This is a genomic window from Mesorhizobium mediterraneum (assembly GCF_002284565.1).
GTDB classification, from domain to species: Bacteria; Pseudomonadota; Alphaproteobacteria; order Rhizobiales; family Rhizobiaceae; genus Mesorhizobium; species Mesorhizobium mediterraneum.
In genome coordinates this window covers 121050-142064 of record NZ_NPKI01000025.1, presented here as the reverse complement: position 1 = coordinate 142064, position 21015 = coordinate 121050, and the positions used below count along the sequence as shown (strand labels likewise).

The 21015-nt window shown below is 63.8% G+C and carries 20 protein-coding genes and 1 pseudogene; 16 read left to right on the top strand and 5 right to left on the bottom strand.

Annotation, left to right across the window (positions count from 1 at the left end):
* Positions 1 to 33: 33 nt before the first annotated feature.
* Positions 34 to 1143 (top strand): chorismate synthase, encoded by a 1110-nt coding sequence (aroC, locus tag CIT25_RS19855; RefSeq protein WP_095486232.1) that lies wholly within the window; start codon positions 34 to 36, stop codon positions 1141 to 1143.
* 93 nt (positions 1144 to 1236) lie between these two features.
* Positions 1237 to 2337, top strand: a complete 1101-nt coding sequence (gene ribB, locus CIT25_RS19850) for a 3,4-dihydroxy-2-butanone-4-phosphate synthase (protein ID WP_095486195.1) — start codon at positions 1237 to 1239, stop codon at positions 2335 to 2337.
* 49 nt (positions 2338 to 2386) lie between these two features.
* Here the strand turns inward: ribB and CIT25_RS38505 are convergent.
* Positions 2387 to 2499: pseudogene (locus CIT25_RS38505) on the bottom strand (LysR family transcriptional regulator); the annotation flags it as partial.
* 330 nt (positions 2500 to 2829) lie between these two features.
* Here CIT25_RS38505 and paoA point away from each other — a divergent pair.
* The 4 genes from paoA to CIT25_RS19830 all read left to right on the top strand — a co-directional run bounded on the left by paoA (position 2830) and on the right by CIT25_RS19830 (position 8016).
* Positions 2830 to 3480 carry an aldehyde dehydrogenase iron-sulfur subunit PaoA gene (paoA, locus tag CIT25_RS19845; protein WP_095486231.1) on the top strand — a complete coding sequence of 217 codons (651 nt, stop codon included), beginning with the start codon at positions 2830 to 2832 and terminating at the stop codon, positions 3478 to 3480.
* Positions 3477 to 4424 (top strand): FAD binding domain-containing protein, encoded by a 948-nt coding sequence (locus tag CIT25_RS19840; protein ID WP_095486194.1) that lies wholly within the window; start codon positions 3477 to 3479, stop codon positions 4422 to 4424. Before paoA ends, CIT25_RS19840 begins: the two co-directional genes overlap by 4 nt.
* A gap of 3 nt (positions 4425 to 4427) precedes the next feature.
* Positions 4428 to 6623 (top strand): aldehyde oxidoreductase molybdenum-binding subunit PaoC, encoded by a 2196-nt coding sequence (gene paoC, locus CIT25_RS19835; RefSeq protein ID WP_095486193.1) that lies wholly within the window; start codon positions 4428 to 4430, stop codon positions 6621 to 6623.
* Between the two features lie 175 nt (positions 6624 to 6798).
* Positions 6799 to 8016, top strand: a complete 1218-nt coding sequence (locus CIT25_RS19830) for a (R)-mandelonitrile lyase (RefSeq protein WP_095486192.1) — start codon at positions 6799 to 6801, stop codon at positions 8014 to 8016.
* Positions 8017 to 8118: 102 nt separating this feature from the next.
* Here the strand turns inward: CIT25_RS19830 and CIT25_RS19825 are convergent, their stop codons facing one another.
* Entirely contained in the window at positions 8119 to 9342 is a 1224-nt protein-coding gene (locus CIT25_RS19825; protein WP_095486191.1) for an MFS transporter, read from the bottom strand.
* A 119-nt stretch (positions 9343 to 9461) separates the two neighbouring features.
* Between CIT25_RS19825 and CIT25_RS19820 the strand changes: the two genes are divergently transcribed.
* The 6 genes from CIT25_RS19820 to dxs all read left to right on the top strand — a co-directional run bounded on the left by CIT25_RS19820 (position 9462) and on the right by dxs (position 14776).
* Positions 9462 to 10109 carry a TetR/AcrR family transcriptional regulator gene (locus CIT25_RS19820; protein ID WP_095486190.1) on the top strand — a complete coding sequence of 216 codons (648 nt, stop codon included), beginning with the start codon at positions 9462 to 9464 and terminating at the stop codon, positions 10107 to 10109.
* Positions 10110 to 10240: 131 nt separating this feature from the next.
* Positions 10241 to 11167, top strand: a complete 927-nt coding sequence (locus CIT25_RS19815; RefSeq protein WP_095486189.1) for a histone deacetylase family protein — start codon at positions 10241 to 10243, stop codon at positions 11165 to 11167.
* A gap of 3 nt (positions 11168 to 11170) precedes the next feature.
* The gene (locus CIT25_RS19810) at positions 11171 to 11422 is read left to right on the top strand and encodes an exodeoxyribonuclease VII small subunit (protein ID WP_095486188.1); all 252 of its coding nucleotides are present in this window, start codon (positions 11171 to 11173) and stop codon (positions 11420 to 11422) included.
* Between the two features lie 110 nt (positions 11423 to 11532).
* Positions 11533 to 11799, top strand: coding sequence for a DUF2277 domain-containing protein (locus CIT25_RS19805; protein ID WP_095486187.1), 267 nt, complete (start codon positions 11533 to 11535; stop codon positions 11797 to 11799).
* Between the two features lie 9 nt (positions 11800 to 11808).
* Entirely contained in the window at positions 11809 to 12729 is a 921-nt protein-coding gene (locus CIT25_RS19800; protein ID WP_095486186.1) for a pirin family protein, read from the top strand.
* Between the two features lie 106 nt (positions 12730 to 12835).
* Positions 12836 to 14776, top strand: coding sequence for a 1-deoxy-D-xylulose-5-phosphate synthase (gene dxs, locus CIT25_RS19795; protein ID WP_206072966.1), 1941 nt, complete (start codon positions 12836 to 12838; stop codon positions 14774 to 14776).
* A 138-nt stretch (positions 14777 to 14914) separates the two neighbouring features.
* On the opposite strand, the gene CIT25_RS19790 is transcribed toward dxs, so the two are convergent.
* The gene (locus tag CIT25_RS19790; protein ID WP_095486230.1) at positions 14915 to 15316 is read right to left on the bottom strand and encodes a GFA family protein; all 402 of its coding nucleotides are present in this window, start codon (positions 15314 to 15316) and stop codon (positions 14915 to 14917) included.
* 171 nt (positions 15317 to 15487) lie between these two features.
* Between CIT25_RS19790 and CIT25_RS19785 the strand changes: the two genes are divergently transcribed.
* The 4 genes from CIT25_RS19785 to CIT25_RS19770 all read left to right on the top strand — a co-directional run bounded on the left by CIT25_RS19785 (position 15488) and on the right by CIT25_RS19770 (position 18485).
* Positions 15488 to 16282 carry a TlyA family RNA methyltransferase gene (locus CIT25_RS19785; RefSeq protein ID WP_095486184.1) on the top strand — a complete coding sequence of 265 codons (795 nt, stop codon included), beginning with the start codon at positions 15488 to 15490 and terminating at the stop codon, positions 16280 to 16282.
* Positions 16279 to 17520 carry a class I SAM-dependent RNA methyltransferase gene (locus CIT25_RS19780; RefSeq protein WP_095486183.1) on the top strand — a complete coding sequence of 414 codons (1242 nt, stop codon included), beginning with the start codon at positions 16279 to 16281 and terminating at the stop codon, positions 17518 to 17520. The genes CIT25_RS19785 and CIT25_RS19780 overlap by 4 nt, the downstream gene beginning before the upstream one ends.
* A 97-nt stretch (positions 17521 to 17617) precedes the next feature.
* Positions 17618 to 17986, top strand: coding sequence for an antitoxin Xre/MbcA/ParS toxin-binding domain-containing protein (locus CIT25_RS19775; RefSeq protein ID WP_095486182.1), 369 nt, complete (start codon positions 17618 to 17620; stop codon positions 17984 to 17986).
* On the top strand, positions 17979 to 18485 hold the full coding sequence (locus tag CIT25_RS19770) for an RES family NAD+ phosphorylase (RefSeq protein ID WP_095486181.1): 507 nt from the start codon (positions 17979 to 17981) through the stop codon (positions 18483 to 18485). The genes CIT25_RS19775 and CIT25_RS19770 overlap by 8 nt, the downstream gene beginning before the upstream one ends.
* A gap of 39 nt (positions 18486 to 18524) precedes the next feature.
* Here CIT25_RS19770 and tldD read toward each other — a convergent pair whose 3' ends face one another.
* Positions 18525 to 19937 (bottom strand): metalloprotease TldD, encoded by a 1413-nt coding sequence (tldD, locus tag CIT25_RS19765; protein WP_095486180.1) that lies wholly within the window; start codon positions 19935 to 19937, stop codon positions 18525 to 18527.
* Between the two features lie 238 nt (positions 19938 to 20175).
* On the bottom strand, positions 20176 to 20730 hold the full coding sequence (locus CIT25_RS19760; RefSeq protein ID WP_095486179.1) for an invasion associated locus B family protein: 555 nt from the start codon (positions 20728 to 20730) through the stop codon (positions 20176 to 20178).
* Positions 20731 to 21015 lie beyond the last annotated feature (285 nt).

Genomic DNA, 21015 nt, shown 5'->3' with positions numbered 1-21015 from the left:
AGGCCGGCTCCGATGCCGGCAGGGCTGGTTTTCATGTCTCACAATACGTTTGGGCATCTTTTCCGCGTCACCACCTGGGGCGAAAGCCATGGCGCGGCGCTCGGCTGCGTGGTCGACGGCTGTCCGCCCGGCATCCGCTTCACACGCGCGGAGGTCCAGGCCGAACTCGACAAGCGTCGCCCGGGTCAATCGCGTTTTGTGACGCAGCGTCGCGAACCCGACGAGGTCAAGATCCTGTCCGGCTTCATCCTGGATGAGGACGGCGAGACCATGATCACCACCGGCACGCCGGTGTCGATGCTGATCGAGAATGTCGACCAGCGCTCCAAGGACTATGGCGAGATCTCCCGCCAGTACCGGCCGGGCCATGCTGATTACACCTACGACACCAAATATGGCCTGCGCGATCATCGCGGTGGCGGCCGCTCTTCGGCCCGCGAGACGGCGGCGCGGGTGGCGGCCGGAGCCTTGGCCCGCAAGGTCGTGCCCGGAATGGTCGTGCGCGGCGCGCTGGTGTCGATGGGCGAAAAATCGATCGACCGCGCCAACTGGAACTGGAATTTCGTCGGCGATGCCGAAAATCCGTTCTTCACGCCCGATCCGGCGTCAGTCGCCGTGTTCGCCGCGTATCTCGACGGCATCCGCAAGGCGGGTTCCTCGGTCGGTGCGGTCATCGAGATCGTTGCCGACGGCGTTCCGGCAGGCCTTGGGGCGCCGATCTACGCCAAGCTCGACCAGGATATCGCCTCGGGCCTGATGTCGATCAACGCCGTCAAGGGTGTCGAGATCGGCAACGGCTTCGAGGCCGCCCGCATCAGCGGCGAAGAGAATGCCGACGAGATGCGCATGGGCAATGACGGCAAGCCGGTCTTCCTGTCCAACAATGCCGGCGGCATCCTCGGCGGCATCTCGACCGGCCAGGCGATCGTCGCGCGCTTCGCCGTCAAGCCGACCTCCTCGATCCTGACGCCGCGAAAGTCGATCGACAAGGATGGCAACGACGTCGAGATCATGACCAAGGGCCGGCACGATCCGTGCGTCGGCATCCGCGCCGTGCCGATCGGCGAGGCGATGGTTGCCTGCGCGATCGCGGATCACTATCTGCGTCATCGGGGACAAACGGGGAGGGCAGTAGGGCAGTAGGGCAGTAGGGCCCGCTGTCACTGAGCCCCAGCAATTTTTTCCTTTCCCCTACTGCCGTACTGCCCTATTCCCCTGCGAGTGAAACGAGCGCCTATGTCTTACGACCAGAAGAGAATCGTCGAAGCTCTGCGCGCCTTCGAACGCGGCGAGATCGTCGTCGTCATGGACGACGACGGGCGCGAGAACGAGGGCGACCTGATCGTTGCCGCCGTCCATTGCACGCCGGAGAAGATGGCGTTCATCGTCCGCAACACCTCCGGCATCGTCTGCACGCCGATGCCGCGCGAGGAAGCCAAGCGCCTCAACCTGTCGCCGATGGTCGCCGACAATGATTCGGCCCACACCACCGCCTTCACCGTAAGCGTCGATTTCAAGCACGGCACCACAACAGGCATTTCGGCCGACGACCGTACATTGACCGTGCGCAATCTCGCCAACGGCAATGTCGGCGCTTCCGATTTCGTCCGCCCCGGTCACATCTTTCCGCTGATTGCGCGCGAAGGCGGCGTGCTGATGCGTTCGGGCCATACCGAAGCCGCTGTGGATTTGTGCAAGCTCGCCGGCCTGCCGCCGGTCGGCGTCATTTCCGAGCTGGTCAACGATGATGGCACCGTGATGCGCGGCCCGCAGGTGCAGGCCTTCGCCGAAAAGAACGGTTTGAAGCAGATTTCGGTCGCCGATCTCATCGCTTACCGCCAGCGCAAGGAAACGCTGGTCGAGCGTGTCGCCTGTTCGAACATCGACACGCCTGGCGGCAAGGCGCAGGTCTTCACCTACACGCTGCCGTGGGACTCGATGCACCATGTGGCGATCGTCTTCGGCGACATCCGCGACGGCGAGGAGGTGCCGGTGCGGCTGCATTCCGAAGATGTGGTGACGGACGTCTTCGGCACCAGCCACAGGCTGGACGGCATCATGAAATCGATGGGCGAGCGCCGGCGCGGCGTTATCGTCTATCTGCGCGAAGGCTCGGTCGGCGTCGCCCATCAGGAGCGCAAGCGGCCGACTGCCGAAGACCGCGAGGACCATGAAGAGGCGCGCCGCCGCGAAAACGAATGGCGCGAGATCGGCCTCGGCGCGCAAATCTTGAAGGATCTGGGTATTTCCTCGATCAACCTGATCGCCTCGCGCGAGCGCCACTACGTCGGGCTCGAAGGCTTCGGCATCCATATCGCCAAGACCGAGATTCTTTAGAGGCGGCGCGCCCCGCAGCCCCCTGTTGACCTGAGAACTACTTCAGCGCCGTGCGGCTCAGGGCGGATTGCGCGTCCCGAGCTTGGCCGCAGCGCGCGTGAAGCTGCGCTCCTCCGCACCTGCCAGAAAGCCACTCAGGCCGGCAAGCTCCTCATGTCGTATTCATGAAGTTCCGATTTGCGCAATGATCTTGATGCAAGTGAGCGGCGCTGCCGGCTTTGACAGGCCCGCGGATACGCCGCGCCTTTCTACGCGTCTGCCTGACGGCCACTTCCGCCAGATGAATGATGAGCCGCGCGCCAGCATTCATGACGCTCACGCATAAGAGCATGCGGAATTGAGCCACTAATCGCGAGCGCTGCTCAAACTATCTTCCTGTTGGGACAGCTCGGTCCCCGATCGCCACGACCAACAGGACGTTGCCGAAAAATCGGCACGCCTTCAGCGGCCATTGATGTGCTCGCTCTGACAGAGAAGAGGATCAAAAGCGACATGACGACCTCCGCAGACTTTAGTATCACCAGACGGGATCTGTTGATGGCAGGAGCCGCCGCGGTAATGACCGCGGCGCCATCCGGGGCGAACGCTCAAGCTGGCACTGGTGATATGCCTTCCGCCGTCGGCGAACCTGCCATGTCGAAAGTAGCCATCACTGTGAATGGCGAGGCCCGCGAACTGGACCTCGACACGCGGACCACGCTGCTCGATGCGTTGCGCGAGCACCTGCATCTCACCGGCACCAAGAAGGGCTGCGATCACGGCCAGTGCGGCGCTTGCACGGTGATGGTCGACGGCCAACGGATCAATTCATGCCTGACGCTCGCCGTGATGCACGAAGGCGATACCATCACCACCATCGAAGGGCTCGGCGCGCCTCAGAACCTGAACGCGATGCAGGCTGCCTTCGTGAAGCATGACGGTTACCAGTGTGGCTATTGCACGCCCGGGCAAATCTGCTCCGCCGTGGCGGTGCTGGACGAGATCAGGGCGGGCATCCCGAGCCACGTGAGCGGTGATTTGACCGCAACGCCGCAAGCCACAGTCGCCGAACTGCGCGAGCGGATGAGCGGCAACATCTGCCGTTGCGGCGCCTATTCCAACATCGTCGAAGCGATCGCCGAGGTCGCCGGGAGGCCGGCATGAGATCCTTCACCTATGAGCGCGCGAGTTCTCCTGCGGAAGCAGCTGCCGCGGCGAGTGCCGAAGGCGCCAAGTTCATTGCCGGCGGCACCAACCTGCTCGATCTGATGAAGCTCGAAATCGAAACGCCGACGCACCTGATCGACGTCAACGATCTCGCGCTCGATAGGATCGAGACCACGCCAGAGGGCGGGTTGCGCATCGGCGCCCTGGTGCGCAACACCGATCTCGCCGCGGATGAGCGCGTGCGACGCGACTATGGCCTGCTCTCTCGCGCGCTGCTCGCCGGTGCCTCGGGCCAGCTGCGCAACAAGGCGACCACCGCGGGCAACCTGCTGCAGCGCACGCGCTGCCCCTATTTCTACGACACCAACCAGCCATGCAACAAACGCCAGCCCGGCAGCGGCTGTGCCGCGATCGGCGGGTTCAGCCGTCAGCATGCCGTGATCGGCGCAAGCGAGATGTGCATCGCAACCCATCCGAGCGACATGGCCGTGGCGATGCGGGTGCTCGACGCAACAGTGGAGACGGTGCGCCCCGACGGCACGGCGCGGAGCATACCCATCGCCGAATTCCACCGGCTGCCCGGCGACACGCCGCATGTCGAGAACGCACTCATACCCGGCGAGCTGATCACCGCAGTCACGCTGCCCAGACCGGTGGGCGGAACGCATATCTATCACAAGGTGCGCGACCGGGCTTCCTATGCCTTCGCGCTGGTCTCGGCCGGCGCAATCGTGCAGCGCGACGGCACCGGGCACATCGCTCTCGGCGGCGTGGCGCACAAGCCGTGGCGTGTCGAGGCGGCCGAGGCCGAGTTGCCGCGCGGCGCCAAGGCCGTAGCGGAGCAGCTGCTGGCCGACGCCAAGCCGACGCAAGAGAATGCATTCAAGCTGCCGCTGGTCGAGCGCACGCTCGCCGCGGTTCTGGCGGAAGCAAGGACCTGACCGATGAGATTCGATACCCCCGCCACGACCAATCCGATCGATCAACTCAAGATCGTCGGCAAGCCTACCGATCGGATCGACGGTCCGCTCAAGACCACAGGCACTGCGCCCTATGCCTATGAGTGGCACGATGTCGTACCCAACCAGGCCTATGGCTACGTGGTCGGCTCGGCCATCGCCAAGGGCCGGATCGCCTCGATCGATTTGACCAAAGCCAGGGCCGCGCCAGGCGTGCTGGCCATCGTCACGGCTGAAAACGCCGGCAAACTCGGCAAAGGTGACTGGAACACAGCCAAGCTGCTCGGCGGTCCCGACATCCAGCATTATCATCAGGCGATCGCGCTTGTCGTCGCCGAGACGTTCGAACAGGCGCGCGCCGCGGCACAGCTGGTCCGCGTCGACTATATCCGGGCCCAGGGCGCGTTCGACCTCGCGAGCGCCAAGGATTCCGCGATCGTGCCGGATGGGGCCACGCCTGATACCGCGGTCGGCGACTTCGCCAGCGCCTTTGCCAGTGCGCCGGTCGAGCTTGATGCGACCTACACCACGCCCGATCAAGGGCACGCGATGATGGAGCCGCATGCCTCGATCGCCGCCTGGGACGGGGACAAGCTCACGCTTTGGACCTCGAACCAGATGATCGCCTGGAGCACAGGGGACATGGCCAAGACGCTGGGCATCCCCAAGGAGAATATTCGTCTTATCTCGCCGTTCATCGGCGGTGGCTTTGGCGGCAAGCTGTTCGTGCGATCCGATGCGGTGCTTGCAGTTCTTGGCGCACGCGCCGCCCGGCGGCCGGTTAAGGTGGCGCTTGCGCGGCCTTTCATGTTCAACAACACCACGCACCGGCCGGCAACGATCCAGCGCATCCGTATCGGCGCGACCCGGGATGGCAAGATCACCGCGATCGGCCATGAAAGCTGGTCTGGCGACCTGCCCGGCGGCGGTCCAGAAAATGCAGTCCAGCAGACCCGCCTGCTCTATGCCGGCGCCAATCGCATGACCGCCACACGGCTTGCTGTGCTCGATCTGCCCGAAGGCAATGCGATGCGTGCGCCGGGCGAAGCGCCGGGCTTGATGGCGCTGGAGATCGCGATGGACGAGATGGCGGAAAAGCTCGACATCGATCCGGTCGAATTCCGCATCCTCAACGACACCCAGGTCGATCCTGAGAACCCGGATCGCCGGTTCTCGCAGCGCCAGTTGGTCGAGTGCCTGCGCATCGGCGCCGAACGCTTCGGCTGGAAGACGCGCGGTGTCCGGACCGGCCGGGTCCGCGAGGGGCGCTGGCTGATTGGTGTGGGTGTCGCCGCGGGTTTTCGCAACAACCTCCTGACGACGTCTGCCGCACGTGTCCGGCTCGATCATCGTGGCGTCGTCACGGTCGAGACCGACATGACCGACATCGGCACCGGCAGCTATACGATTATCGCCCAGACGGCGGCGGAGATGATGGGCGTGCCGCTCGACAAGGTGGTGGTGCGGCTTGGCGACTCGATCTTCCCGGTTTCGGCCGGCTCAGGTGGACAATGGGGCGCCAACAACTCGACATCAGGCGTTTATGCCGCGTGCGTCAAGCTACGCGAGGCGGTGACGCAAAAGCTTGGATTCAACTCTGCCGAGGCCCTCTTTGAGGATGGCAATGTCCGCTTGGGCAGTCGCAGCGTTTCGCTCGCCGAGGCCGCAGGTGAAGCAGGCCTCGTCGCCGAGGACGCGATAGAATATGGCAACCTCGCCAAACAATACCAGCAATCGACCTTTGCTGCTCACTTCGTTGAAGTCGGTGTCGACGTCGCAACCCGAGAGATCCGCGTGAGGCGGATGCTCGCGGTCTGCGCGGCCGGTCGTATCCTCAATCCCAAATCGGCGCGCAGCCAGGTCATCGGCGCCATGACCATGGGCGTCGGCGCGGCGCTGATGGAGGAGCTTGCAGTCGACAAGCGCCACGGCTTCTTCGTCAACCATGATCTCGCCGGCTATGAGGTGCCGGTCCATGCCGACATCCCGCACCAGGAGGTGGTCTTCCTTGACGAGACGGATCCGATCTCCTCGCCAATGAAGGCCAAGGGCGTCGGCGAGCTCGGCCTCTGCGGCGTCGGCGCGGCCATCGCCAACGCGGTCTACAACGCTAGCGGCGTGCGCGTGCGCGACTATCCGGTCACACTCGACAAGCTGCTTTCGGGTTTGCCCGAGATATGAGCGTTGCTGTCGTTCGCGTGGAGCAACTGTCCTCCCCGCGGCCACGCCTCGCGCGCTTCTGTTCCTCGCGATGCGTCTCTTTCGCTGGGCGCTGCCATGCGCCTCCGACCACGAACGGTCGCCCCAAGCGCCCGCCTTCGAATGACAAGTCTCTATCCGGAATGGAGAATTCCTCATGAAGAAACTCGCGGCTTCCCTGGTGATCTCGTCGCTCGCTGCCTCGGCCGGCGAGGCGCAGGAGCGGCCCGCAGGCCGGATCGCGCCGCCGGACGTCTATGTTGTGGCGCCTGGTCTCGGAGATTATACGGACGAGCTGCTGTTCGGCGATGTCTGGCTGCGCGACGAGCTCAAGCCTCGTGATCGCAGCATCGTCACCGTCTCGGCCCTGATTGCGTCGGGTCGCATTGCGCAGGTGGGTGGGCATGTCGGTCGGGCGCTCGATAACGGCGTGATCCCAAGCGAGATCGGCGAGATCATCACCCATCTCGCCTTCTACTCCGGCTGGCCGAACGCCATTTCCGCCGTCAACGCGACAAAGGAGGTCTTCGATAAGCGCGGCATCGAGCCGGTTGCGGCCGAGGCGGGGCAGCCACTGGAACTCGATCCAGCTTCCGAGGCGGCAAGGGCGGCGAGCGTGGATACGTCGACCGGCCCGGTCGTTCCGGGGCTCGCGGAATATACCAACCGGGTGCTCTTCGGCGAACTCTGGCGACGGCCGCAACTCTCGGCGCGTGATCGCAGCCTTGTCACCATCGCCGGTCTCATCGCAACGGGCAAAGCCGAGCAACTGCCTTTCCATCTAAGTCGAGGGATGGACAACGGCCTGACACGAACCGAGGTCGCGGAGGTTCCGACGCATCTAGCCTACTATGCCGGCTGGCCCAATGCAATGTCGGCGGTGCCGGTCCTGCGCGGGGTCTTCGAAGCTCGCAAAGCTGCTGCGCCAGGGGACGCCGGTGCCGACGCGCTTTCTGTGCAGAAACACGACCCAGAGGCCGCCGCCACGGGATCACCTGAAAACTTCACCGGCTCCGTGCGGGTCGAGTCGCGGTTTCAAACCGAGGAGCCGGCGCGAGTCGGCGGGGCGACGGTGAGCTTCGAGCCGGGTGCGCGCACAGCTTGGCATACGCATCCGCTTGGCCAGACGCTGATCGTCACCTCGGGCTGTGGCTGGGTACAAAGCGAAGGCGGGCCGATCGAGGAGGTGAGGCCTGGGGATGTGGTGAATATTCCGCCAAATGTTCGTCACTGGCATGGCGCTTCGAAGGGGGCCTCCATGACCCACGTGGCCGTGGCGGAGTCCCTCAATGGCAGTGCCGTCACCTGGATGGAGCAGGTGACGGACGACCAGTATGCCCGCGGCCCCGAAGCCGCCGATCAGTGCCGCGGCTGATTTGCCGTGTCGGCCCCTCAGGCCGTCGCACCAGAGGCGGGCGGCCGTAGACGCCTTCGAGAGGAGGACGTCCGGCCCCGCTCGGGACCGGACGCATAGAGACTATTCGGCAGGAACCGCGGCTGCGTCGCATGCGGAGGTTTCGCAATCCGCCGTGGCAAGGCTGCGCTGGCCGGCGAGCACGATGACCAGTGCGATTGTGCCCGCCGCCACCGATACCAGGAACCCGCTCTGTGCGCCGAAGGCGTCCACCACCCATCCGGCGGCGAAGGAGCCAAGCGCCATGCCGATGCCTATGCCGGTCATGACCCAGGTGATGCCCTCGGTCAGCATTGCCTCCGGCACGCGCCGCTCGATCAGGCCGAATGCCGTGATGAAGGTCGGCGAGATCGCCACGCCGCTAACGAAGACGGCCAGTGCCAGAAGAGGCACCGTGTCGGCCACGAGCAGCGGCAGCGTGGTGAGCGCGATGATGGCGACCGCGATGGCAAGTTGAATTTGCAGCGGTGTTTTCAGGTTCATGGCGCCGATGATGATGCCGACGACGAACGATCCGAGCGCGTAGACGCCGATGACGAGGCTGGCAGCGCCTGGCTGGCCAAGCTCCTTGGTGATCGCCACTGTGCTCACCTCCGTGGTTGCGAAGGTCGCGCCGATGAAGATCAGGGCCAAGGTGATGATTTGGACCGGCCGCAGGCGGATTGCCGAGCCGCTCGAGCCCTGGTCGATCGGTCGCACTCGCGGCTCGGTCGAGCGCTGCAGGATGAAGGCTGTCGAGCCGAAGGCGAGGAACAATGTGCTCGCCAACATTCCCGCTTCTGGGAAAAGAGCGACGCTCAGGCCCACCGATAGCGATGCCCCGGCGATGTAGACCAGCTCGTCGGCCGCCGACTCGAACGCAAACGCGGTGTTCATCTCGGGGCGATCCCGGAAGAGCTCTGTCCAACGCGCGCGCACCATTGCCGGGATGCTGGGCATTGCAGCGGCCAGCAGCGCCGACACGAATAGCGTCCATATCGGCCAGTCCTGATTGGCCGCCGCAATCAGCACCACGAAAGCGAGCACGGAAATGACGGTGGTGGGCACCACAATCCGCGCTTGGCCGAGGCGGTCCACCAGCCGCGATATCTGCGGCGCGGCGAAAGCATTGGCCAGCGCATATGTCGCGGAGACGGCGCCGGCCAGCCAGTACTCGCCATGTGTCTGCGACAGCATCGCGACGATCCCGATCGGAGCCATGGCCATCGGCATCCGGGCAACGAAGCCGGCTGCGGCGAAGCCCTTGGCTCCCCTTGCCTTGAAGATTTCGCGATAGGGATTGGGCATGTGAATACTCCTGGATTTTTGAGGCCGGGCCACTTATATACGTGGCGTATGCAAATCAGATAATAGCATACGAGACGTATGTCAATTAATATACGAGACGTATGTGAAGGAATGGGCGAATGGCGCACAAACCACGCAAGGAGATGATCGCGGAGACCCGCGCCAAACTGGTCGCTGCGGCGCGCCATGCCTTTGGCACTGTCGGCTATGCCGAGGCCTCGATGGACGACTTCACCGCATCGGCCGGGCTGACGCGTGGCGCGCTTTATCACCACTTCGGCGACAAGAAGGGCCTTCTCCAGGCGGTCATCGCCGAGATCGACGCGGAAATGTTGGCCCGGCTGAAGATCGTTTCGGCCAGGGCGGACACTCTCTGGCAGGGCTTTGTCGACGAATGCACCGCCTATATCGAGATGGCGCTGGAGCCGGAGATCCAGCGTATTGTCCTTCGCGATGGGCCGGCGGTGCTCGGCGATCCTTCGCAATGGCCGAGCCAGAATGAATGCATCCGCTCAATGAGCGAGAACCTTCAAAAGCTGAGGGACGAGGGAACCATCGTTGCCGTTGATTCCGAAGCCGCGGCAAGGCTGGTCAGCGGCGCCTCGCTGCATGCGGCGCAGTGGATCGCAAATTCGGAGGATCCCGAAGCGACGTCGAAAAAGGCGGTGAAGGCATTCAACGTGCTTTTGGAAGGGCTGCTCAAGCAGGGCCGCAGGACTGGCCGTCCGCAAGTACTGGCTGAGATTGGAGAAGAGGGCCGTCCCTGAGGGGGAGGTCGGGGCATATAGGATGGCTTGCGCTGGACCCAACCGGCGCCCAACATCTAAACCCTGTTGAACGTCTGCCTTTGGTGGCTCCAAAACATGGTCAAAGCCGCCGGGCGCGCCTATATCGGGGCATGGTCACAAAGCTTTATACCCACCCGATCTTTCTCGAGCACATAACGCCGCCCGGTCACCCGGAGCGGCCCGACCGACTGCGCGCCATCGAACGCGTGCTCGACGACGAGGCCTTTGCGGCCCTTGACCGTGCCGAGGCGCCGGAAGGCGACGAGGCCACCATCCTCTACGCACATCCGCAGGAATTCGTCGATCGGGTCCGCGCAGCGATACCGGATACCGGTATCGCCCGCGTCGATGCCGACACCACCGCCAGCCCGAAAAGTTGGCAGGCGGCTGTGACGGCGATCGGTGCCGCCAACGCGGCCGTCGACGATGTCTTTCGGGGCAACGCCGCCAATGTCTTTGTCGCCGCCCGGCCGCCCGGCCACCACGCCGAAAAGACGACGTCCATGGGCTTCTGCCTGTTCAACACCGCGGCGATCGCGGCGCGCTACGCGCAAAGGCAGCACCAGGCCGAGCGCGTCGCTATCGTCGACTGGGACGTGCACCACGGCAACGGCACGCAGGACATTTTCTGGGACGATCCGTCGGTGCTTTATTGCTCGACGCACCAGATGCCGCTTTACCCAGGGACCGGGGCCGTGAGCGAAACCGGCGCCGGCAACATCGTCAACGCGCCGCTGGCGCCGCAAACCGGCAGCGAGGTTTTCCGCGACGCTTTCCTGTCGCGCATCTTGCCGGCGCTCGATAATTTCGCGCCCGACCTCATCGTAATTTCCGCCGGCTTCGACGCGCACCACCGCGACCCGCTGGCCGAGATCAACCTGACCGAGGACGACTTCGACTGGGCGACCGGCCAGTTGATGCAGCGCGCCGGTCGCTACAGCGACAACCGGCTCGTCAGCCTGCTTGAGGGCGGCTACGATCTGCAGGGATTGGCATTTTCGGTCGCCGCCCATGTCGGGCGACTGATGAAAGGATAGACGATGGCTGGTGAGACCAACGAAGACGTCAGGGCGATGAGCTTCGAGCAAGCGCTCGACGCGCTGGAGAAAATCGTCGATGATCTGGAGCGCGGCGACGTGCCGCTCGACCAGTCGATCCGCATCTATGAGCGCGGCGAGGCGCTGAAGGTCCATTGCGATCGGCTGCTCAAGGCGGCCGAGGACAAGGTCGAGAAGATCAGGCTTTCGCGCGACGGCAAGCCGGTGGGGACAGAGCCGCTGGACGCGGAGTAAGGCACGGCCCCGAAAGAAGAGTTCGCCTTGCCGGCTTTGGGCATGATGATGATTGAGGACAAAACTCATCCCGATTGAGATGGCTCCAGGACGAGAGGAGATTGCGAAAGATGTGCAGAAACATCAAGACCCTGTTCAATTTCGATCCGCCGGCAAGCAATGACGAGGTCCGCGACGCCGCACTTCAGTTTGTCCGCAAGCTGAGCGGAACGACACGGCCGTCGAAACAGAACCAGCATGCGTTCGACCACGCCGTCGAGGCCATAGCGGCGTCGGCGCGCGAATTGCTCGACAGCCTTGAGACGACGCAGCGTCCGCGCAATCGCGAAGAGGTGGCGGCCAAGGCGAAAGCCAAATCTGCACTCCGCTTCGCCTGAGGAGACCGCATGAGTTTCTTCCCTGGAAATGACCCGCAGGCCGGCGATGCCTTCGCCAGCGACCAGATCGAATTGATGGTCATTCCGAACGCCAAGGATATTGGCGGCTTCCAGGTTCGCCGCGCTTTGCCGACCGCGAAGCGCCGGCTGGTCGGGCCTTTCATCTTCTTCGATCGCATGGGGCCGGCCATCTTGCGGGCCGGTCAGGCGCTCGATGTCCGTCCGCATCCGCATATCGGCCTGTCGACGGTCACTTACCTATTCGACGGCAATATCCGACACCGCGATTCGCTTGGCACCGAAATGGTAATCCAGCCCGGCGACGTGAATTTGATGACCGCCGGCCGCGGCATCGTCCATTCCGAGCGCACGCCACAGGAACTGCGCGGCGCACCGATGTCGGTGTCCGGCCTGCAGACATGGCTGGCGCTGCCCGACGATAAGGAAGAGGTCGATCCAATCTTCGAGAATACGGCGGCCATGCGTCTTCCCGAGATCGACGCCGAAGGCGTCAGCGGGCGTGTCGTCATCGGTGCCTTTTCCGGGCTGCGGTCTCCGGTCGCGACCGCTTCGGACACGCTCTATGCTGACCTCAGCCTGGCGCCCGGGGCCAGCGTGAAAATCCCTGCCGATGCCGAGGAGCGCGCCATCTATACGTTGGAAGGCGAGGTTTCGATCACCGGCGACCGCTTTCCAGCGGAGCGGCTGCTGGTATTCCGGCCCGGCGACGAAATCGTCGTGTCCTCGGAGGGTGGAGCGCATTTTATGCTGTTCGGCGGTGCCTCGCTCGGCTCCAAGCGCTACATCTGGTGGAATTTCGTGTCATCTTCGAAGGAACGCATCGAGCAGGCGAAAGAAGAGTGGAAGACAGGCCGCTTCGATATCGTTCCTGGGGATGAAGAAGAGTTCATTCCGCTGCCGGACAATTAGAGCGCCGCGCGCCCTTTTGGACACGCAAAGGAAACCCTAACACTTTGAATCTACGCCGCGTCACTCACACGCATTTACATTCGCCGGCCAGCAGCCTATTTCGCAGATGAATAAAAAGCAGGCCCTACCACCAGTGAACGCAAAGCTCCATACGCCGCTTCTCGACAAGGTCCGCATCCCGGCCGACCTCAGGACGCTCGACGAAGGTGATCTGCCGCAGTTGGCATCGGAGCTTCGCACCGAGTTGATCGACGCTGTGTCCCACACCGGCGGACATCTCGGTGCTGGCCTTGGCGTGGTCGAACTGACGGTCGCATTGCATTATGTATTCAACACGCCCGACGACCGGCTGATCTGGGATGTCGGTCACCAGGCCTATCCGCACAAGATACTGACCGGCCGCCGCGACCGTATCCGCACGCTGCGGCAAGAGGGCGGCCTGTCCGGTTTCACCCAGCGCGCCGAGAGCGAATACGATCCGTTCGGCGCCGCACATTCCTCGACCTCCATTTCCGCCGGCCTCGGCATGGCAATGGCACGCGATCTCGTCGATGGCCGCAACAACGTCATCGCCGTCATCGGCGACGGCGCCATGTCGGCCGGCATGGCCTACGAGGCGATGAACAATGCCGGCGCGCTCGATGCCCGTCTGATCGTCATCCTCAACGACAACGACATGTCGATTGCTCCGCCGACCGGCGCGATGAGCGCCTATCTGGCCCGCCTTGCATCCGGCAAAGCCTATCTGGGCTTGCGCGATTTCGGCAAGAAGCTGACTTCCTATCTGGGCGAGCGCGCCGATCGCGCCATCAAGCGGGCGGTCGAGCATGCACGCGGCTACGTCACCGGCGGTACGCTGTTCGAGGAAATGGGTTTCTATCACATCGGCCCGATCGACGGTCACAACCTCGAGCACCTGATCCCGGTTCTGAAGAACGTCCGCGACAATGCCGACGGCCCGGTGCTGATCCACGTCGTGACCCAGAAGGGCAAGGGCTATGGACCGGCCGAGGCGGCGGCCGACAAATATCACGGCGTCAACAAGTTCGACGTCATCACCGGCGCGCAGGCCAAGGCGCCGGCCAACGCGCCGAGCTACACGAAGGTCTTTGCCGAAAGCCTGATCCAGGAGGCCCGAGAGGACGACCGCATCGTCGCCATCACCGCTGCCATGCCGAGCGGCACCGGCCTCGACCTGTTCGGCGAGGCGTTTCCGGCGAGGACCTTCGACGTCGGCATCGCCGAGCAACATGCGGTGACCTTTGCCGCCGGACTTGCCACGGAAGGCTTCAAGCCTTTCGCGGCGATCTATTCGACCTTCCTGCAGCGCGCCTACGACCAGGTCGTCCACGACGTGGCGATCCAGAAACTGCCTGTGCGCTTTCCGATCGATCGCGCGGGCTTCGTCGGTGCCGACGGCGCGACCCATTGCGGCGCCTTCGACACGACCTTTCTGGCGACGCTGCCCGGTTTCGTCGTCATGGCCGCAGCGGACGAGGCGGAACTGCGCCACATGGTGCGCACGGCAGCAAGCTATGATGACGGGCCCATTGCCTTCCGCTACCCGCGCGGCAACGGCGTCGGCGTCGACATGCCGGAGCGTGGCTCGGTTCTCGAAATCGGCAAGGGCCGTATCGTCAGGGAGGGCACCAAGGTTGCGCTGCTTTCCTTCGGTACGCGGCTGCAGGATTGCCTGGCTGCGGCCGAGGAGCTCGGCGCGGCAGGGCTTTCCACCACGGTCGCCGATGCTCGTTTCGCCAAGCCGCTCGACGAGGATCTGATCCGGCGGCTGGCCCGCTCTCACGAGGTGCTGGTAACGGTGGAAGAGGGCGCGGTCGGCGGCTTCGCCAGCCATGTGCTGCAATTCCTGGCCCATGAAGGACTGCTGGAAAACGGCCTGAAGGTACGCCCGCTTGTGTTGCCGGACGCATTCACAGATCACGCCAAGCCCGAAAAGATGTATGCCGACGCCGGACTGGACGCCGCCGGCATCGTGCGCACCGTCTTCGTGGCGCTGGGACACACCGCCAGCGCGCAAAGCGCCTGAATCAAAATCTCAACAGCTTGACCCAGTTTGCCGGCGGGCGGCCGTAACCGACTGCTTACGCTGCGATTTGGCGTTTGCTTATCGTGTCTCTTGGCACCGTCGGTCGAACGTCGGGTTTCGCGGCCAATCTTCTAGAAGCTAGAACCACATATCGCGCACACATCGACCATCGCTCGGCAGATCCTCGAATTTGTAGAGACCATCGAAATGGTCGATTGGCAGGTCGGCGACTGCTTCAGGCGGCGCAAGCCTCACATTGACGGCGATTCGAGTGCGACCGGTGGCGCTAGAGCGCAAACCACGCCAGGCCAGAACACAGGCGCATGTCGGACAGAACAGAATCTCGAGCGACGGGGCATCCTTTCCGGCGCGCGTATAAGACCTTGTCGGTCCCGCAAGGCGGATGCGTTCGTCAACATAATCGTAAGCCCACAGCGCGCCATAGCGGCGGCAAGCCGTGCAATTGCAGGCTGTGATCGAGCCGGGATCGCCCTCCAACGTCCAGTGGGCCGCGCCACAATGGCAGGTTCCGGTCAGCATTCGCCCTCCTTCGCGTTCGGCAGCAAAACGCATATCGTCCCTGACATTGTGCCGGACGCGGTGCGATATTCAACAAGCTGTGGCAGCTTGATACGTTCGCTGCTTTCCGAAGATGTTCGTTGTCCCGCCCAATATCCTTGCCATCATCGTCGGCTTTCGCCATGAAGGCCCATGAACTTCCCTTTGCCAGCCAGCACACGCCAGCGGCTCGACGAACTGCTCGTCGCTCACGGCCTGTTCCCCAGCCGCTCTCGCGCCCGCGACGCGATCGAGCGCGGTACGGTGACGGTCGACGGCGTCATTGCCCGCAAGCCCGGCCAGACCGTCTTGGCTGATTGCCTCATCGCCGTCGATGATCCGGCGCAAGGCTATGTTTCGCGCGCGGCGCTGAAGCTGATCGCCGGGCTCGACCATTTCGGTCTCGATCCCGCCGGCAGCGAAGCGCTCGACGTCGGCGCCTCGACCGGCGGTTTTACTCAAGTGCTGCTCGAACGCGGCGCGGCGCATGTCACGTCGATCGATGTCGGGCATGGCCAGATCCATCCGGATATCGCTGGTGACCCGCGCGTGACGGTGATCGAGGGAATGAACGCCCGCGATCTCTCAGTCGCCGATCTTGCCGATCGCATTCCGGATTTCATCGTCTCCGATGTCAGCTTCATCTCGTTGAAACTGGCGCTGCCGCCGGCGCTCGCCATTGCCAGGAGCGGCGCCAGGGCAATATTTCTGGTCAAGCCGCAATTCGAGGCAGGCCGCGAGGCGATCGGCAAGGGCGGCTTGCTGAAAGACCCATACGATGCCGCGCGGGTTGCCGGCCTGCTGCAGGACTGGCTCGACGGCGTCCCCGGCTGGCGCGCGCTGGGACTGCATCTGTCGCCGATCGAAGGCGGCGACGGCAATCGCGAATTCCTGCTCGCCGGGATCAAGGACGCCGGCGTGAAGAACGGCGGGATCGGCGGCCGATGAACGCGCGCTACACGATCACAAGACTGGGATCCCAGGGCGACGGCGTCGCCGAGACCGAAACCGGCGAGCTTTTCATTCCGTTCACGCTGCCCGGTGAAATCGTCACCGCCGCGCGCGAAAAAGATCGCGCCACGCCGATGGCGGTGCTGGAGGCTTCGCCGCTTCGTATCGATCCCGCCTGCCGGCATTTCACCGAATGCGGCGGCTGCGCCATCCAGCATCTCGAGGCCGAAGCCTATCATCGGTGGAAGCACGACAAGGTTGCGCATGCGCTGAACAGCAAGGACATTGTTTGCGACGTTGACGCGCTACTGCCGTGCGCGCCGCAGACGCGTCGGCGCGTCGTGTTCACCGCCCGACGGAGTGAGGCCGGCATGCAGCTCGGCTTCGTTCGTGCGCTGTCGTCGGAAATCATTTCCATCGAGGAATGCCCGATCTCGCTGCCCGAGATCGTCGCAAAGCTCGACCGTCTGAAAGCACTCGCCGAATTGATTTGCGCAACGACGAAATCGTTCCGCATGACGGTCACGGTGACCGGTTCCGGCCTCGATGTCGCGGTTCACGAGTCCGGCAAGCTTGGTGAGAACCAACGCCGCGTCGCCTCCAACTTCGTCATCGCTCAGGGGCTGGCCAGGCTCTCGATCGATGGCGAGATCATCATCGAGCCCAAAAAGCCGGTTGTCACGTTCGGCAGCATCGCTGTCGCGGTGCCGCCGGGCGCCTTCCTGCAGGCCACCGAGGCCGCCGAGCAGGCGATGGCGGATATTGTCGGCCGGCACCTCGCGCGCGCCAAAAAGGTCGCCGATCTCTTCGCCGGCTGCGGCAGCTTTGCGCTGCGCCTCGCCGCGAAGTCGGAAGTCCATGCGGTGGAGGGCGATGCGGCAGCGCTTTCGGCACTCGACCGGGCGTTCCGTTTCGCCAGCGGTCTGAAGCGGGTCACCAGCGAACGCCGCGACCTGTTCCGGCGGCCGCTCACTTTCAAGGAGCTGAATGCCTTCGACGGCGTCGTCTTCGATCCGCCCCGCGCCGGCGCCGAGGACCAGTCGAAGCAGATCGCCCGTTCCGATGTGCCGCTGGTCGCCGCGGTGTCCTGCAATCCGGTGACGCTGGCGCGCGACCTGCGCATCCTCATCGACGGCGGTTATGCGCTGAAAAGCGTGACGCCGATCGACCAGTTCCTGTGGTCGCCGCATGTCGAGGCCGTCGCGCTATTGGAGAAGCCGAGGCGAAGGCGATAAGCTGGCAGGAATGCAGGTTGGCATCTGTTGAGCTTGAATTGCGCGTCGATTGAGCATATTTTGATGAGATGTTGTCAAAGTGTGGTAGGAAATCGCCATGGCTGTAGCCCTCGACGTTCCAGCGTCGCGCTTCGGCGAGGAGCGCACGCCATTTCTCTCGGCAAGGCGGGTCGCCGAACTGCTCGGCGTCAACCTGACGGAACTGGCCGGCCTGATCGGTGTCGCGCGCAACACGCTTGCCGCCAAGGCCGGCGCGCGCAAGGTCGACGCTGCACTTAGTCCCGTCGTTCGCATTCTGGCGATGGCGGGCGAAATGGCCGGCAATGAGCAGCGTGCGGCGATCTGGTTCAAGCATCAGCCGATCCCCGGCTGGGCGGGAAAGACCGCCTACGATCTGGTTCGGGAAGGCAAGACGGACAAGGTGCTTGCCTATCTGGAGGCAGTCCGCTCCGGCATCTATGCCTGAAACCAGGCTGAGCCTGTGGCGTGCCTTCGTGCCGCGTTGGGCGCATCTGCCGCTTTCCGGCGAAGGTGCTGCCCGCTTTGGCGGCCGCTGGAATCCTCTCGGCGCCCCGACGATCTACGCGGCACGGGAACTGTCCACCGCCTGGGCCGAATACAATCAGGGCTTCGTCCAGCATCCGGCGTTGATCGCCCAACTCGAACTTTCAGGCGCGCGGCTAGCCGACCTGACCGACGCCGATACGCTGACCGAACTCGAGGCAACTACGGACATTCATCGGTGTGAGTGGCGCGACATACTGGATCGAGGCCTTGTGCCAGAGACACACAGGCTAAGAGATCGCTTGCTTGCCGATGGGCTGCATGGCGTGATCTACCCATCCTTCATGTCGCCCGGCGGCACATGCGTCGCGCTCTGGCGCTGGAACGAGGACGACGCCCCGCGCCTCGGTGTCATCGATCCCGATCATCGCCTGCCGAAAACACCGGCTTCATGGCTATAACGGGAGTTTCGAACAGGCCTACCTCGACAGGCTGGCCGCTCAAACCCTGGTGCCACCCACCGTCATCTGGTTCATCCTGAGATGTGGCTGGCCGACGCCTACCGGCACGCCCTGGCCGGCCTTGCCGCACATGCCGATGCCGGTGTCGAGCTTCATGTCGTTGCCGATCATCGAAACGCGGTGCATGGCGTCAGGCCCATTGCCGATTAGCATGGCGCCCTTGATCGGCTGCGTCACCTTGCCGTTCTCGATCATGTAGGCCTCGGTGCATCCGAACACGAACTTGCCCGAGGTGATGTCGACCTGGCCGCCGCCGAAGGAGACGGCATAGATGCCGTTCTTGACCGTGGCGATGATTTCGTCCGGCTCCATGTCGCCTGAGGTCATGTAGGTGTTGGTCATGCGCGGCATCGGCTGATGCGCGTAGCCTTCGCGCCGTCCGTTGCCGGTGGCGTTCATGCCCATCAGCCGGGCGTTCTGGCGGTCCTGCATATAGCCGACAAGCTTGCCGTCTTCGATCAGCACGTTGCGGGCCGAAGGTGTTCCTTCGTCATCGACGGTCAGAGAGCCGCGCCGCTCGGCCATAGTGCCGTCGTCGACGACGGTGACACCTTTCGCGGCCACCTGTTGGCCCATCAGGCCGGCGAAGGCCGATGTCTTCTTGCGGTTGAAGTCGCCTTCCAGTCCGTGGCCAACGGCCTCGTGCAGCATCACGCCCGGCCAGCCGCTGGACAGGACGATGTCAAAGGTGCCGGCGGGCGCCGGAATGGCCTCGAGATTGACCAGCGCTTGCCGCAGCGCCTCCTTGGCCGCGTGCTTCCAGCTCTCCTCGACCAGGAATTCGCCAAACGCCTTGCGCCCGCCCATGCCGTAGGAGCCGCTCTCCTGGCGGTCGCCATTGCCGACCACCACCGACACGTTGACCCTGACCAGCGGGCGGATGTCGCGCACCACCTGGCCGTCGGCGCGCACGATCTCGACATGTTGCCAGGAGGCGGCGAGCGAAGCCGTCACCTGTCGCACGCGCGGATCCTCGGCTCGCAGCCACGCATCGATTTCCTGAAGGAGCTTGGCCTTGGCCTCGAAGGAGGGCGAGGGGATCGGGTTCTCGTCGCCGTAGAGATGACGGTTGGTGCGGGCAGGCGCCGCGGCAAGCGTGCCGGAATAGCCGCCCTTGACCGTTGAGACCGCGTCGGCCGCGCGCAGCAGCGATGCTTCGGAAAGATCGCTGGAATGCGCGTAGCCACTGGCTTCGCCGGCGACGGCGCGTAGCCCAAAACCCTGGTCGGTGTTGAAATTGGCGGTCTTCAGCCGGCCATTGTCGAACATCAGCGCTTCGCTCTCGCTGTATTCGAGGAACAATTCGCCGTCGTCGGCGCCGTTGATGGTCTCGGCGACGATCTGCTTGATGCGATCGTCGGAAATGTCGAATTGGCCGATCAGGCTGTTCATGGCAGGTCCGTCCGTGGAAAGAGATTGTCCTCACGATGTAGGCGCGAAGGCGCGTCCAGACAATCGGCAATGACCATTGTCTGCGCATGACCCCGAAAATCGGAGTCGATTTTCGGAAAGGATCATGCGCAAAATCAAAGCGCTACAGCGTCCTTTGTGCGTCCCTGGACGCGCGGCGCTGTAGCTAAAGGCCGGTCACAATCTCTTTCATTGGTAAGGATTTGGGCGTCTGACCGGTTCAAGGCAGGGCGGCGAAACCGTCGGCAAAACCCTTGAGCTCTACGGGAATGCCGATGCCTTCCTCCGGCGTCTGGAAGACGATGAAGGTGGCCGACGTTCCGGTCTTCAGCGTGTCGAGCAGCGGCTTTTCGAGAATGACCTCGGCATAGCAGCCGTCCTGGAAGCAGCGCACGAAATAGGCCCGGCCGATGTCCTTGCCGTCGACATTGAGGCCAAGCCCGTTGGGCAATAGAACACCGAGCGGCGCCAGCACGCGCAGGATTTCGGCCTTGTTGTCGGCGGTGCGCAGCACAACGACCGAAAGCCCCATCTCGGGACGGTCCTCAGCGACGACGTTCTGCATCATCACGCATTGTTCTGATGTGGCGCCGGCCGGCGTGTCGCAGATAATCGACCACGCGCCATGCGTCGACCGCACCTTGCCGCTTGGCTGCGCGGCATTGACCTGGCTGACAACGGACAGGCCAGACAAGCCAACGAGAAAGATGACCTTCGCCAAGGTCCTCGAAATCCTAAGTCTCGAAAGCCCAAGTCCCCAAAGCCAAGAGTTCATGACGGCTCCATTGCGAATCACGGCACTTTAAGCCGCGCCAAGGGCAAGTAAAGGATGAGACCACTGCCGGCCTGCTTCGACAAAGCAATTGTGCGCTTTTCCGTGCCAAATTCGCCCGAATTGCGACCGGCCGGCGCATTTTGCCAGGACACTCCGCCGCTCGGGCTTCCACCGCCGCGGCCGCCGCCAAAATGTGCCGCCGCGCTTGCGCGCAAAAATGCCGCACGGTTTCCTCCGCTCCTTTCTTGCAGAGGCAAATAGAGTATGGTTTGAACCAGCCTCGGG

Coding starts and splice junctions, on each gene's coding strand:
- aroC (WP_095486232.1), top strand. CDS start 34: ATGTCTCACAATACGTTTGGGCATCTTTTCCGCGTCACCACCTGGGGC.
- ribB (WP_095486195.1), top strand. CDS start 1,237: ATGTCTTACGACCAGAAGAGAATCGTCGAAGCTCTGCGCGCCTTCGAA.
- paoA (WP_095486231.1), top strand. CDS start 2,830: ATGACGACCTCCGCAGACTTTAGTATCACCAGACGGGATCTGTTGATG.
- CIT25_RS19840 (WP_095486194.1), top strand. CDS start 3,477: ATGAGATCCTTCACCTATGAGCGCGCGAGTTCTCCTGCGGAAGCAGCT.
- paoC (WP_095486193.1), top strand. CDS start 4,428: ATGAGATTCGATACCCCCGCCACGACCAATCCGATCGATCAACTCAAG.
- CIT25_RS19830 (WP_095486192.1), top strand. CDS start 6,799: ATGAAGAAACTCGCGGCTTCCCTGGTGATCTCGTCGCTCGCTGCCTCG.
- CIT25_RS19825 (WP_095486191.1), bottom strand. CDS start 9,342: ATGCCCAATCCCTATCGCGAAATCTTCAAGGCAAGGGGAGCCAAGGGC.
- CIT25_RS19820 (WP_095486190.1), top strand. CDS start 9,462: ATGGCGCACAAACCACGCAAGGAGATGATCGCGGAGACCCGCGCCAAA.
- CIT25_RS19815 (WP_095486189.1), top strand. CDS start 10,241: ATGGTCACAAAGCTTTATACCCACCCGATCTTTCTCGAGCACATAACG.
- CIT25_RS19810 (WP_095486188.1), top strand. CDS start 11,171: ATGGCTGGTGAGACCAACGAAGACGTCAGGGCGATGAGCTTCGAGCAA.
- CIT25_RS19805 (WP_095486187.1), top strand. CDS start 11,533: ATGTGCAGAAACATCAAGACCCTGTTCAATTTCGATCCGCCGGCAAGC.
- CIT25_RS19800 (WP_095486186.1), top strand. CDS start 11,809: ATGAGTTTCTTCCCTGGAAATGACCCGCAGGCCGGCGATGCCTTCGCC.
- dxs (WP_206072966.1), top strand. CDS start 12,836: ATGAATAAAAAGCAGGCCCTACCACCAGTGAACGCAAAGCTCCATACG.
- CIT25_RS19790 (WP_095486230.1), bottom strand. CDS start 15,316: ATGCTGACCGGAACCTGCCATTGTGGCGCGGCCCACTGGACGTTGGAG.
- CIT25_RS19785 (WP_095486184.1), top strand. CDS start 15,488: ATGAACTTCCCTTTGCCAGCCAGCACACGCCAGCGGCTCGACGAACTG.
- CIT25_RS19780 (WP_095486183.1), top strand. CDS start 16,279: ATGAACGCGCGCTACACGATCACAAGACTGGGATCCCAGGGCGACGGC.
- CIT25_RS19775 (WP_095486182.1), top strand. CDS start 17,618: ATGGCTGTAGCCCTCGACGTTCCAGCGTCGCGCTTCGGCGAGGAGCGC.
- CIT25_RS19770 (WP_095486181.1), top strand. CDS start 17,979: ATGCCTGAAACCAGGCTGAGCCTGTGGCGTGCCTTCGTGCCGCGTTGG.
- tldD (WP_095486180.1), bottom strand. CDS start 19,937: ATGAACAGCCTGATCGGCCAATTCGACATTTCCGACGATCGCATCAAG.
- CIT25_RS19760 (WP_095486179.1), bottom strand. CDS start 20,730: ATGAACTCTTGGCTTTGGGGACTTGGGCTTTCGAGACTTAGGATTTCG.